The organism is Pseudomonas chlororaphis (genome assembly GCA_001023535.1).
Taxonomy (GTDB): Bacteria; Pseudomonadota; Gammaproteobacteria; order Pseudomonadales; family Pseudomonadaceae; genus Aquipseudomonas; species Aquipseudomonas chlororaphis_E.
The window spans coordinates 2,480,050-2,492,853 of sequence record CP011020.1 but is presented as its reverse complement, the minus strand read 5'-3'; the positions used below and the strand labels follow the sequence as shown (position 1 = coordinate 2,492,853).

At 61.2% G+C, this 12,804-nt stretch carries 12 protein-coding genes; 7 read left to right on the top strand and 5 right to left on the bottom strand.

Translation table 11 applies throughout. The features are described from left to right. The first annotated feature begins 51 nt into the window (after positions 1-51). Positions 52-1,425 (top strand): MFS transporter, encoded by a 1,374-nt coding sequence (locus VM99_10910; GenBank protein ID AKJ98541.1) that lies wholly within the window; start codon positions 52-54, stop codon positions 1,423-1,425. 60 nt (positions 1,426-1,485) lie between these two features. Here VM99_10910 and VM99_10905 read toward each other — a convergent pair whose 3' ends face one another. From VM99_10905 to VM99_10890, 4 genes are all read right to left on the bottom strand, one after another. Next, positions 1,486-2,232: a pilus assembly protein PilZ gene (locus VM99_10905; protein ID AKJ98540.1), complete on the bottom strand. Its 747-nt coding sequence runs from the start codon at positions 2,230-2,232 to the stop codon at positions 1,486-1,488. Positions 2,233-2,324: 92 nt separating this feature from the next. Continuing rightward, complete coding sequence (locus VM99_10900) at positions 2,325-2,792, bottom strand: flagellar biosynthesis protein FlgN (protein ID AKJ98539.1); 468 nt, start codon at positions 2,790-2,792, stop codon at positions 2,325-2,327. A gap of 48 nt (positions 2,793-2,840) precedes the next feature. Beyond that, on the bottom strand, positions 2,841-3,149 hold the full coding sequence (locus VM99_10895) for a flagellar biosynthesis anti-sigma factor FlgM (GenBank protein ID AKJ98538.1): 309 nt from the start codon (positions 3,147-3,149) through the stop codon (positions 2,841-2,843). Between the two features lie 172 nt (positions 3,150-3,321). After that, a complete protein-coding gene (locus VM99_10890) occupies positions 3,322-4,086 on the bottom strand; it encodes a flagellar basal body P-ring biosynthesis protein FlgA (GenBank protein AKJ98537.1) in 765 nt (254 codons plus the stop codon). 78 nt (positions 4,087-4,164) lie between these two features. Here VM99_10890 and VM99_10885 point away from each other — a divergent pair, with 78 nt between their 5' ends. The 6 genes from VM99_10885 (at position 4,165) to VM99_10860 (ending at position 9,247) form a co-directional block, all read left to right on the top strand. Continuing rightward, complete coding sequence (locus VM99_10885; GenBank protein ID AKJ98536.1) at positions 4,165-5,091, top strand: chemotaxis protein CheW; 927 nt, start codon at positions 4,165-4,167, stop codon at positions 5,089-5,091. 54 nt (positions 5,092-5,145) lie between these two features. Beyond that, positions 5,146-5,973, top strand: coding sequence for a chemotaxis protein (locus VM99_10880; GenBank protein ID AKJ98535.1), 828 nt, complete (start codon positions 5,146-5,148; stop codon positions 5,971-5,973). A 352-nt stretch (positions 5,974-6,325) separates the two neighbouring features. Next, the gene (gene flgB / locus VM99_10875; protein AKJ98534.1) at positions 6,326-6,733 is read left to right on the top strand and encodes a flagellar basal body rod protein FlgB; all 408 of its coding nucleotides are present in this window, start codon (positions 6,326-6,328) and stop codon (positions 6,731-6,733) included. Between the two features lie 3 nt (positions 6,734-6,736). After that, positions 6,737-7,180 carry a flagellar basal body rod protein FlgC gene (locus VM99_10870; protein ID AKJ98533.1) on the top strand — a complete coding sequence of 148 codons (444 nt, stop codon included), beginning with the start codon at positions 6,737-6,739 and terminating at the stop codon, positions 7,178-7,180. A 15-nt stretch (positions 7,181-7,195) separates the two neighbouring features. Then, positions 7,196-7,918, top strand: a complete 723-nt coding sequence (locus VM99_10865) for a flagellar basal body rod modification protein FlgD (protein AKJ98532.1) — start codon at positions 7,196-7,198, stop codon at positions 7,916-7,918. A gap of 30 nt (positions 7,919-7,948) precedes the next feature. After that, entirely contained in the window at positions 7,949-9,247 is a 1,299-nt protein-coding gene (locus tag VM99_10860) for a flagellar hook protein FlgE (GenBank protein AKJ98531.1), read from the top strand. A 350-nt stretch (positions 9,248-9,597) separates the two neighbouring features. Here VM99_10860 and VM99_10855 read toward each other — a convergent pair whose 3' ends face one another. Next, positions 9,598-12,489 (bottom strand): ribonucleotide-diphosphate reductase subunit alpha, encoded by a 2,892-nt coding sequence (locus VM99_10855; protein ID AKJ98530.1) that lies wholly within the window; start codon positions 12,487-12,489, stop codon positions 9,598-9,600. Positions 12,490-12,804 lie beyond the last annotated feature (315 nt).

Below are 12,804 nucleotides of genomic sequence, written 5' to 3'. Positions count from 1 at the left end.
TATCTTCAAGGGTAGCCCTTACCCCACCTCAAGGAGCCGCTCGGAACGCCGATGCGCCAAGTCTGGAAACCTTTTCGAGCGCTTTATTTCGCCTCGCTGATGATGTTGATCGGCTCGGGCCTCTTGAGTACCTACCTGGCCTTGCGCCTGGCCGCCGACCACGTGGACAGCCTGTGGGTCGGTGCGCTGATGGCGGCCAACTATTTCGGCCTGGTGCTGGGCGGCAAGATCGGCCATCGGCTGATTGCCCGCGTCGGGCATATCCGCGCCTACTCGGCCTGCGCCGGGATCGTCGGGGCGGCAGTCCTGGGCCACGGGCTGGTGAACTGGCTGCCGGCCTGGATCGTGCTGCGGATGATTGTCGGCCTCGGCATGATGTGCCAGTACATGGTCATCGAGAGCTGGCTCAACGAGCAGGCCGACGCCAAGCAGCGCGGGGTGGTGTTCAGCGGTTACATGATCGCCTCGTACCTGGGGATGGTGCTGGGCCAGTTGATCCTGGTGATCCATCCGGCCCTGGGCCTGGAATTGCTGATGCTGGTGGCGCTGTGCTTCACCTTGTGCCTGGTGCCGGTGGCGCTGACCCGACGGATTCACCCGGCGCCGCTGCGTCCGGCGCCGATGGAGCCGCGGTTCTTCATCAAGCGCGTCCCGCAGTCGCTCAGCACGGTGTTGGGCTCGGGGTTGATCGTCGGTTCCTTCTATGGCCTGGCGCCGTTGTATGCCTCCCAGCAGGGCCTGTCGACCGAGCAGGTCGGCCTGTTCATGGGGAGCTGCATCTTCGCCGGCCTGCTGGTGCAGTGGCCCTTGGGCTGGCTGTCCGATCGCTACGACCGGGCGTTGCTGATCCGCTGCTTTGCATTGGCCCTGGCAATCTGTGCGATGCCATTGGCGATCCTGTCGAGTGTGCCGCTGGAAGTGCTGTTCATCGCCGGGTTCTTCTGCTCGCTGGTCCAGTTCTGCCTGTATCCGCTGGCGGTGGCGTTCTCCAATGACCACGTCGAGGCGGATCGGCGAGTGTCGCTGACGGCGATGCTGTTGGTGACCTATGGCGTCGGTGCCAGTATCGGGCCGTTGGTGGCCGGGATACTGATGAAGCTGTTCGGCAGCCACATGCTGTATGCGTTTTCCGCCTTCTTCGCCTTGATACTGGTGTGGCGGATTCGGCCGAAAGCGGTCACCAACCTGCACCAGGTCGACGACGCTCCGCTGCACCACGTGGCCATGCCCGACAGCATGTCGAGCTCGCCGCTGGTAGCGTGCCTTGACCCTCGGGTGGATGAGCAGGTGGTGCAGGAGCAGATGCAGGCGCCGGCCGCATCGGACGTTGAGCCCGAGCCTGAGCCCGAGCCTGAACCGGTTGCAGAAGCCGAAGCGGCCGATGACGAGCCGCAGGCCCCCAGCTTTACTCAAGCCAGGCCGTAATCGCGCATAAAAAAACGGGCAGTCACCGCAAGGGGCTGCCCGTTTTTTTAATGCGGCGGATCAGAGATCATCTTTGTCGAAACGACGGGCTTCGCGCTGGAGCTGGTAGACGAACCGCTCGACCTGGCGCTGCACCAGGCCGCTGATGTTGTGGAAGCGCACGCCAGCGAAGGTGGTGTTGATCCTTTCTTCGAAATGCAGGTAGCGCAATTCGACCGGGGCCGTCATGTTGCCGAAGGGCAGGGCAGCGATGAAGCGCTCGTAGACCTGGCCCAGTTGCAGGCGTTCGGTGATGTCGCCGTCAAAGCGCAGCTTGCAGCCGGTGGCGGAAATGTCCAGCAACTTGCCGTTTACTGCCGCCTTGAGCTTTTCGCCGCCCAGTTCGACGTCCACCAGTTGTGCCAGCTTCAGGGCGGCACGAAAGGCGTTGCGACGTTGATGATAGACCACTTCGTCAGGCAGGGCGCCGCGGTAGCAGCGGCCGTCGCTGGTGTCGCTGATGGTCAGCGGGCCGTTGCTTTCCCAGGCGATGCGCACGCCGTCGTGGAAGCCCTCGACGCGAAATGGCTCGCCCGCCAGCAGGAACCGTTCACCGTCCCGGGGGATCATTTCGTCGAGGGCGAGGGAGTTGTTCTCGCGGTTCACGTCCACCAGGTAGCTCTGGAAGCGTTGGGTGCGTTCGTGGAAGGTGATGATCAGCGGGTCATGGCTATCTTGCAGCATCCGCAGGTTGCCGGAGATTTCCAGGGGCGTGGTAAGGACCTTGGGCGGTTGCGGAGCATCATCCGCGTTTGAGGCATTGAACACGGTGGGTCAATCTCCAGGCAAAATACGACTACAAAGAGCCAGCATTTTGCCAGCATGTATCGCGCGTTGATAGAGCGCCGGCATGGTTCGTTTCATGCCTGGCTGAGCGGGCGGTGCTTGACCATCTTGGCGGTCGAACCGCGAGCGTCATACAGCGTCGGGATTTCACCGCCATTGAGGATGCGCAACTGATTGGCGGTGGCGGCCTGCTGGACCTGGATCGACTGGCCATTGCGCGCGTTGGCGGCCTGGCATTGGGCGAGCAGGTCAGTCAGGACAGCGCTCTGGGCGAGGAGCTGGTCGCCGATCGACGACTGGCTGGCCAACTGCTCGAGGCCGTCGGGGCTGGCGGGCAGGTTGAGGCTGGCGAGGATCTCGCTGCGCTTGCGGCCATGCTGGTCGAGCAAAATGATCAATGCCTGCTTCTGTGCCAGGATGTTTTCCAGCAAGGGCATGTCGCGACCGTGCAGCGCCAGTGATTCGGTCTGCAGCAGTTCCAGCAATTGTTGCGCTGGGACAAAGTCGTCGATGATCAGTTGCAATAAAGTCGTGTCGTGCATGGCTGGCCTTAGGTCTTAAGCGTCCAAAAGCCTGGCGCAGGCGGCGGCCTAGCGCTGGGCTTCGAAGTTGAGCAGTTTGCTGGCTACGCGGTTGCTGTCGACTTTATAGCTGCCATCGGCGATGGCTGCTTTCAACTCGGCCACGCGGGCGTTGTCGACGACAGGTTGATCGCGCAGCTTGTCAGTGACCTTCTGCAACTGCTGAGCCTCATTGCTGAGGTGAACCGACTCTCCATTGCTGACTTGTTCGGCCGGCGTAGACAACGGCGCGGATTTGTCGGCTTCCTTGCTGGCGCTGGTACGCGTAGTGCCTGTCAACGGTGAAGAGCTGTTTAAACGATTGAAGTCGATGACCATGGTAGAAAACCTCTGGATATTTGGACGCTTGCCATGTTTTCGGCCATCCCTAAAAAAACTTTAGGCTCATTTATCCAATGAACGTGCGCACGTCTGCGCTTGCCTTTGCGTAAGGCACAGTCTAGGGAACAGCGAGGTCAAGCGCCAGCTTTCTGCCTGCCTGCGTAAAGTACTACATGGCCACTTCCACCTGGCCGGGGGCGATGACCTGAGCCTTGATCACCCGTTGGGAGTTGAGGTTCTTCACTCGGATCTGCTCGCGCATGCCGCCGTTGGACAGGGCCTCGCCGGGCATTCGCACGGCCAGGGTGCCGCTGCGGGCGGTGATGACCACCTGGTCGCCCTTGCGGACCACTTCGGCCTGTTCCAGGTGCACCTGGGTGATGACCTGGTCGGCGACCATTGGTCGGACAAGTTTCTGCCCGATGGCCTCATCCACCGACGTCAGGAAGCCCTGGCTGATCTGGCTGACGTCACGTTCGCGCAGCACCACGTCCTGCGGCTCGACGATCCCGGCCCGCTTGAGTGGACGAGTGGTCGTGACGATTTCACGAAACAGGCGCACCTGGGCGGGCACGAACACCGTCCAGGGCGCGGCGCTGTCGCAGCGCACCTTCACTGTGACGCGGCCCAGCGGGCGGGCCGGGCTTTCCAGCGAGGCAGTCAATTCCTTGTCGCACATCGGCATGCGCAGGCGTGGGTCGAGCTGGTTGACTTCGATTTCGTAGCGACCTTCGGTTTGACTGGTTGCCAGATAGTCTTCTACGGTGAATTCAAGAAAGCCCTGAGTGACGCCGATAAGGAGATCAGGCAAGGTAACCGGAGCCTCCGCGAGAGCCGGGTTGCCCCAGGTGAACAGGCAGGCAGCCAACAGTGCACCGAGCCAGTGGCGGCAGTGAGTGGTCAGGCGTCGAGAAAATGTCGTTTGTGCGTTCATGCCGGTTGAATAGCAAGCCCCGTGCCGTTTAGTGATGAATGCGCGTCGGACCCATTAGCGTTAGGTAGGAGTCAGGGCATGGCGGGAGTAATGGACTCGGTAAACCAGCGGACACAGCTGGTCGGTCAGAATCGCCTGGAGCTGTTGCTGTTCCGTCTCGACGGCCAGCAGTTGTACGGGATCAACGTATTCAAGGTGCGCGAGGTGCTGCAATGCCCCAAGCTGACCCTGATGCCCAAGTCCAGTCCCGTGGTGTGCGGTGTGGCAAACATTCGGGGAGCGACCATCCCCATCCTCGACCTGGCGATGGCGACCGGTTCGGGGCGGTTGATGGACCAGAGCAATCCGTTCGTGATCATCACCGAGTACAACACCAAGACCCAGGGTTTCCTGGTGCGCTCGGTGGAACGCATCGTCAACATGAACTGGGAGGAGATCCATCCGCCGCCCAAGGGCACCGGTCGCGATCACTACCTGACGGCGGTGACCCGGGTCGATAGCCAGTTGGTGGAAATCATCGACGTGGAGAAAATCCTCGCCGAAGTGGCGCCGACCACGGAAACGATTTCCCAGGGTGTGGTGGATGCCGAAACCCAGCACAAGGCGATTTCGCTGCGGGTACTGACCGTGGATGATTCGTCGGTGGCGCGCAAACAGGTGACCCGTTGCCTGCAAACCATCGGCGTCGAGGTGATTGCGTTGAACGACGGTCGGCAGGCGCTGGATTACCTGCGCACGCTGGTCGACGAGGGCAAGAAGCCGGAAGAGGAGTTCCTGATGATGATCTCCGACATCGAGATGCCGGAGATGGACGGGTACACCCTCACTTCGGAGATCCGCAGCGACCCGCGTATGCAGAAACTGCATATCATCTTGCACACGTCGTTGTCCGGGGTGTTCAACCAGGCGATGGTCAAGAAGGTCGGTGCCGACGATTTCCTGGCAAAATTCCGGCCCGATGACCTGGCGTCCCGGGTGGTCGATCGAATCAAGTCAGTAGAATAAAAGGTCGGGCGCATTGTGCGCCCGGCACATCAATACAATGAAAGAGGCGGTATCTTGTCTACGGGTAATTTGGATTTCGAACAGTTCCGGGTCTTCCTGGAAAAAGCCTGTGGCATATTGCTTGGTGAAAACAAGCAATACCTGGTGTCGAGCCGTCTCAACAAATTGATGGAGCAACAGGGCCTCAAGACGTTGGGCGAGCTGGTGCAGCGCATCCAGACCCAGCCGCGCAGTGGCTTGCGCGAGATGGTGGTGGACGCCATGACCACCAACGAAACCTTGTGGTTTCGCGACACCTATCCGTTCGAGGTGTTGAAGAACAAAGTGCTGCCGGCGGCCATCAAGGCCAGTCCGGGCCAGCGCCTGCGGATCTGGTCGGCGGCCTGCTCGTCGGGACAGGAGCCGTATTCGCTGTCGATGTCCATCGACGAGTTCGAGCGGACCAACATCGGCCAGTTGAAGGGGGGCGTGCAGATCGTCGCCACCGACCTGTCCGGGACCATGCTCAACAACTGCAAGACCGGCGAGTACGACAGCCTGGCCATCGGTCGCGGCCTGTCGCCCGATCGCTTGCAGCGCTACTTCGATCCGAAGGGGCCGGGGCGTTGGGTGGTCAAGGCGCCGATCAAGAACCGGGTGGAGTTCCGCTCGTTCAACCTGCTGGACAGCTATGCCAGCCTGGGCAAGTTCGACATCGTGTTCTGCCGCAACGTGCTGATCTACTTCTCGGCCGAAGTGAAGAAGGACATCCTGATGCGTATCCACGGCACCCTGAAGCCCGGTGGCTACCTGTTCCTCGGGGCTTCCGAGGCGTTGAACGGCTTGCCGGATCATTACCAGATGGTCCAGTGCAGCCCAGGGATCATCTACCAGGCGAAGTGATTGGCCGGTGTGTCAAAAAACGGGAGCCCTTTAAGGCTCCCTTTTTTTGCCTGCCACCTTTCATCAAATCCCCCCAATCTCCTGTGGGAGCGGGCTTGCCCGCGAAGGCGATCCAATAGAGACATTGATGCCGACTGATACACCGCTTTCGCGGGCAAGCCCGCTCCCACAATTAATCGCCGTTGACGCTGAGAGCGGCAGAAAAGCGGCAGCCAAGCGGAAACCCATTGCCGCTTTTCTGGCATTGCCGCCTTGCCGCTGCCCGCAAAGCCCCGGTTTATGGGCTTTTGGAAAGTGGCACGACGCTTGCTATAGCCATCGTACGTACATTGGTCACCCAAAGGTTTGTGCCATGAGCATCAGCTTCGATAAAGCGCTCGGTATCCATGAAAAGGCCCTGGGCTTCCGCGCCCAGCGTGCCGAAGTCTTGGCCAACAACATCGCCAACGCCGATACCCCGAACTACAAGGCCCGGGATCTGGACTTCTCCAAAGTGCTCGCCGAGCAGAACGAGAAGACCAAGAACGGCAGCTTCGCCCTGAACATGACCAACAGCCGTCATATCGAGGCCGAGGGCCTGGGCAATGGCGACGAGTCGCTGATGTATCGCACGCCGATGCAACCGTCCATCGACCAGAACACCGTGGACGCTCAACTGGAACAGTCCAACTACGCGGAGAACTCCGTGAACTTCCAGGCCAGCTTCACGCTGCTCAACAGCAAATTCAAAGGGCTGGTATCGGCCCTGCGCGGAGAGTAATCCATGTCGATCGCGAGCGTATTCAACATCGCCGGCAGTGCCATGAGTGCCCAGACCACTCGCCTGAACACCGTCGCCAGTAACATCGCCAACGCCGAGACCGTGTCGTCGAGCATCGACCAGACCTACCGTGCTCGTCACCCGGTGTTCGCCACCATGTTCCAGGCTGGCCAGAACGGCGGCAGCGACTCGCTGTTCCAGGAGCAGGACGCGGCCGGGCAGGGCGTGCAGGTGTTGGGCGTGGTCGAAGACCAGAGCAACCTCGAAGCACGTTACGAGCCTAACCATCCGGCTGCCGACGCCAAGGGTTACGTCTACTACCCGAACGTCAACGTCGTCGAGGAAATGGCCGACATGATTTCCGCCAGTCGTTCGTTCCAGACCAACGCCGAAATGATGAACACCGCCAAAACCATGATGCAGAAGGTCCTGACCCTCGGTCAGTGATAAGGGGCGAGTCACATGAGTGTTACCAACACCACCGGTGGTCTGAGTCTCAACGAGATCCTGGCGAACTCGTCGGTCAAGACCACTAGCGCCAGCGACAGCCTGACCTCGGCCACCAGCGCGGCGACCGGCAAGAAGGAGCTGGGCAAGGATGCGTTCCTGCAACTGCTCGTTACCCAACTGAAGAACCAGAACCCGCTGGAGCCCCAGGACAACGGCGAGTTCGTGGCCCAACTGGCGCAGTTCAGCAGCCTGGAAGGCATCACCACCCTCAACCAGACGGTGAGCGGTATCGCCGGCAACTACAACTCGTCCCAGGCCTTGCAGGCGTCGTCGCTGGTCGGGCGCTCGGTCATTGCCCCGGGCGACAAGGCCGTGGTCGATACCTCCAAGAGCCTCAACGGCACGGTGGTGGTCCCGGCATCGGTTTCCTCCGTCGCGGTCAAGATCGTCGACAAGGACGGCAAGACCGTGCGCACCATCGACCTGGGCAGCCAGAAGGCCGGCAATTCCGCCTTCATCTGGGATGGCAAGAACGACGCGGGCACGACGGTCGAGTCGGGCACTTATACCTTCGCGGCCTCGACGACTATCGACGGCCAGGCCACGTCGCTGATCACCAACCTGCCGGCAACGGTCAGCAGCGTGACGATCAGCCAGACGGGCGGTGAGTTGATGCTCAACCTCGCCGGGCTGGGCAGCATCGCCCTGTCCAAAGTACAAACTATTGGTATGTAAGAGCCGACTAACCCGGCAAAGGAGTGGAAAATGTCTTTCAACATCGGCCTTAGCGGTCTCTATGCAGCCAACAAGCAGCTGGACGTTACCGGCAACAACATCGCCAACGTGGCGACCACCGGTTTCAAATCGTCTCGCGCGGAATTCGAAGATGTCTACTCGGCCACCAAGCTGGGTTCGGGCAGCAAGACCGTCGGCAACGGCGTGCGCCTGGCCAACGTTTCCCAACAGTTCGGCCAGGGTGACGTCAACAACACCGGCAACGTGCTGGACATGGGCATCCAGGGCCAGGGCTTCTTCGTCCTGAGCAACGACGGTTCGCTGAGCTACACCCGTGCCGGTACCTTCAAGACCGACAAGGAAGGCTTCATCACCAACACCGATGGCACTTCGCGCCTGCAAGGCTACGGTGTGGACGCCAACGGCAAGATCCAGAACGGCATCCTGACCGACCTGCGCATCGACACCTCCAACCTGCCGCCGCAAGCGACCAGCCTGGTGTCGTCGACCATCAACCTGAACTCGACGGCGCCGGCGATCACCGCGGCGTTCAACCCGAGCGACACGGCGACCTTCACCAAGCAGTTCACCACCCCGGTCTATGACACCCAGGGCAACCAGCACTCCATGGACCAGTACATGGTCAAGACGGCTGGCAACACCTGGAACGTCTATACGCTGATCGACGGTCGTAACCTCAACGGCAGCTTGCCGACCACGACGGGGGCGACCGCACCGGTGCCTTCGACCATGACCTTCGATTCGAGCGGCAAGCTGACCCAGGTGAGCACGCCTCCTGCGACCATCAACAACGACCTGGTGCTGACGGGCTGGGTGCCGGGCACCGTGACCAACGGCGTGTGGGCGGCCAACGGGGCTGCGAGTGCGCCAAGCATCACGATCTCGATGACCAACACCACGCAGTTCAACGCCGACACTGCGCGTTCGATCCCGACCCAGAACGGCTACGCCACCGGCCAGATCACCAACCTGACCATCGACGGCAGCGGCGTATTGCTGGCCAACTTCAGCAACAACCAGACCAAGCCGATCGGCCAGCTCGCCCTTGCCAGCTTCACCAACGAGCAGGGCCTGCAACCGGTAGGTGGCACCAGTTGGAAGGAAACCTTCGACTCGGGTATCCCGGGCTACGACGCTCCAACCACTGGCACCCTGGGTTCGATCGTCTCCAACTCCCTGGAAGAGTCCAACGTCAACCTGACCAACGAACTGGTCGAGCTGATCAAGGCGCAGAGCAACTACCAGGCAAACGCCAAGACCATCTCCACCCAAAGCACCATCATGCAGACCATCATTCAGATGACCTGATGCCTCAGGTGGCTTGAAGGCTGCACAAGGAGCCCCTCGCAAGAGGGGCTTTTTTCTGCTCCGCTTGTTCTGGCCGTATCGCGAATAGACCTGTGTTCATTCAGATCCCTGTGGGAGCGGGCTTGCTCGCGAAAGCGGTGGTTCAGTCAATGACTGTTGTTGGATGTACCGACGCCTTCGCGAACAAGCCCGCTCCCACATTGGAATGCGTTCCCTTGTGGGAGCGAGCTTGCTCGCGATGGGGCCAGGTCAGGCGCTACTTTCCTCCACCCAAAAGAAAACCCCCGATAAACCAGCGGTCTATCGGGGGCTTCTTTCAGCGGGCGCTTTGCAACGCCCGCCGGCTCAGCTTATTGGCAAGCTTCGCAATCCGGCTCGTCGATCGCGCAGGCCTTTGGCACTGGCGCCGGGCCGGCGGGAGCGGCCAGGACCGAATCGTCACCGTGGTTGCCGCCGCTGGAAACAGCGTTCAGCTTGCCGGTGTTGATGGTCGACTTCTCGGTGCTGGTAGCGGCCAGGGCACGGAGGTAGTAGGTGGTCTTCAGGCCACGGTACCAGGCCATGCGGTAGGTCACGTCCAGCTTCTTGCCCGAGGCGCCGGCGATGTACAGGTTCAGCGACTGAGCCTGGTCGATCCACTTCTGGCGACGGCTGGCGGCGTCGACGATCCACTTGGTGTCCACTTCGAATGCGGTGGCGTAGAGCGCCTTGAGTTCCTGCGGGATGCGCTCGATCTGCTGCACCGAACCGTCGTAGTACTTCAGGTCGTTGATCATGACCGAGTCCCACAGGCCACGGGCCTTGAGGTCGCGGACCAGGTACGGGTTGATCACGGTGAACTCGCCCGACAGGTTCGATTTCACGTACAGGTTCTGGTAGGTCGGTTCGATCGACTGCGACACGCCGGTGATGTTGGCGATGGTGGCGGTCGGTGCGATGGCCATGATGTTGGAGTTACGGATGCCTTTCTGCACACGGGCGCGAACCGGTGCCCAGTCCAGGGATTCGTTCAGGTCAACGTCGATGTACTTCTCGCCACGGGACGCGATCAGGATCTGTTGAGAGTCCAGCGGCAGGATGCCCTTGGACCACAGCGAACCCTGGAACGTCTCGTAGGCACCGCGCTCGTCGGCCAGGTCGCAGGACGCCTGGATCGCGTAGTAGCTGACCGCTTCCATGGACTTGTCGGCGAACTCGACCGCGGCATCGGAACCGTACGGGATGTGTTGCAGGTACAGCGCATCCTGGAAGCCCATGATGCCCAGGCCGACCGGACGGTGCTTGAAGTTGGAGTTCTTCGCCTGTGGGACCGAGTAGTAGTTGATGTCGATCACGTTGTCGAGCATGCGCACGGCGGTGTTCACGGTGCGTTGCAGCTTGGCGGTGTCCAGCTTGCCGTCGACGATGTGGTTCGGCAGGTTGATCGAGCCCAGGTTGCAGACGGCGATCTCGTCCTTGTTGGTGTTCAGGGTGATCTCGGTGCACAGGTTCGAGCTGTGGACCACGCCCACGTGCTGCTGCGGGCTGCGCAGGTTGCACGGATCCTTGAAGGTCAGCCATGGGTGGCCGGTCTCGAACAGCATCGAGAGCATCTTGCGCCACAGGTCCTTGGCCTGGACGACCTTGAACAACTTGATCTTGTTGTACTCGGTCAGGGCTTCGTAGTACTCGTAGCGCTCTTCGAAGGCCTTGCCGGTCAGGTCGTGCAGGTCCGGTACTTCGGACGGCGAGAACAGGGTCCACTTGCCGTCGTCGAAGACGCGCTTCATGAACAGGTCAGGGATCCAGTTGGCGGTGTTCATGTCGTGGGTACGACGGCGATCGTCACCGGTGTTCTTGCGCAGCTCGATGAACTCTTCGATGTCCATGTGCCAGGTTTCCAGGTACGCACAGACCGCGCCTTTGCGCTTGCCGCCCTGGTTGACCGCAACGGCGGTGTCGTTGACTACCTTGAGGAACGGCACGACGCCCTGGGATTTGCCGTTGGTGCCCTTGATGTACGAGCCCAATGCGCGCACCGGGGTCCAGTCGTTGCCCAGGCCGCCGGCGAATTTCGACAGCATGGCGTTGTCGTGGATCGCGCCGTAGATGCCCGACAGGTCGTCCGGAACGGTGGTCAGGTAGCAGCTGGACAGCTGTGGACGCAGGGTGCCGGCGTTGAACAGGGTCGGGGTCGACGCCATGTAGTCGAAGGACGACAACAGGTTGTAGAACTCGATGGCACGGTCTTCTTTCTGCTTCTCTTCGATGGCCAGGCCCATGGCCACGCGCATGAAGAAGATCTGCGGCAGTTCGAAGCGGATACCGTCCTTGTGGATGAAGTAACGGTCGTACAGGGTTTGCAGGCCCAGGTAGGTGAACTGCTGGTCACGCTCGTGGTTGATCGCCTTGCCGAGTTTTTCCAGGTCGAAGGACGCCAGGACCGGGTTCAGCAATTCGAACTCGATGCCCTTGGCCACGTAGGCCGGCAGCGCCTTGGCGTACAGGTCGGCCATCTCGTGGTGGGTGGCGCTCTCGGCGACGTCCAGGAAGCTCAGGCCTTCGGCACGCAGGGTGTCCATCAGCAGGCGGGCGGTGACGAAGGAGTAGTTCGGCTCGCGCTCCACCAGGGTCCGCGCGGTCATGACCAGGGCGGTGTTGACGTCCTTGAGGGCGACGCCATCGTAGAGGTTCTTCAGGGTTTCGCGCTGGATCAGGTCGCCGTCGACTTCTTCCAGGCCTTCGCAGGCTTCGGTGACGATGGTGTTCAGGCGGCCCATGTCCAGCGGTGCCAGGCTGCCATCGGCGCGGGCGATGCGGATCGACGGGTGGGCTTGTACCGGGGCTTCGCTGGGGGCGCGGGTGGCGCGTTCCTTGGCGCGGGAGTCACGGTAGATCACGTAGTCGCGGGCCACTTTCTGCTCGCCGGCACGCATCAGGGCCAGTTCGACCTGGTCCTGGATTTCCTCGATGTGGATGGTGCCGCCCGATGGCATGCGACGCTTGAAGGTCGCGGTGACCTGTTCGGTCAGGCGGGCCACGGTGTCGTGGATTCGCGACGAAGCGGCGGCGGTGCCACCTTCAACTGCGAGGAAGGCCTTGGTGATGGCGACGGTGATCTTGTCATCGGTGTAAGCAACGACAGTGCCGTTACGCTTGATCACACGCAGTTGGCCCGGTGCGGTGGCGGACAGATCCGGGCTCGAATCGGCGGCCAGCGGCGCGGTGCCCTGCGGGTTCTCGCGAGTTGTGTCGGTGTGCATGGGTGTCTCCACAGTCTCTATGTTTGTTTGGGCACCATCACGGTGCCCACCGTTCCGTCCTGAAGCACTACAACCGGCTGGCGCGCCGGGTATAACAACTTCGGGACAGTAGGAAACAGGCGTATGGCGCTGTTTCCATCCGAAGTTCTCGGGTTGCGAGCCGGGGCTCGGAACCGGATTTGCGGGTGGCAGCAATGGACTGCAACACCCGTACCGTTGTGGTCGTTTTCGACCTCGAAACGGTCGCCATCCGCAGGGGCGGTCTGGGCTTGGGGAAACGCGGTACTTCAGTTGGACAGAAGCAAGAAAAGCGCT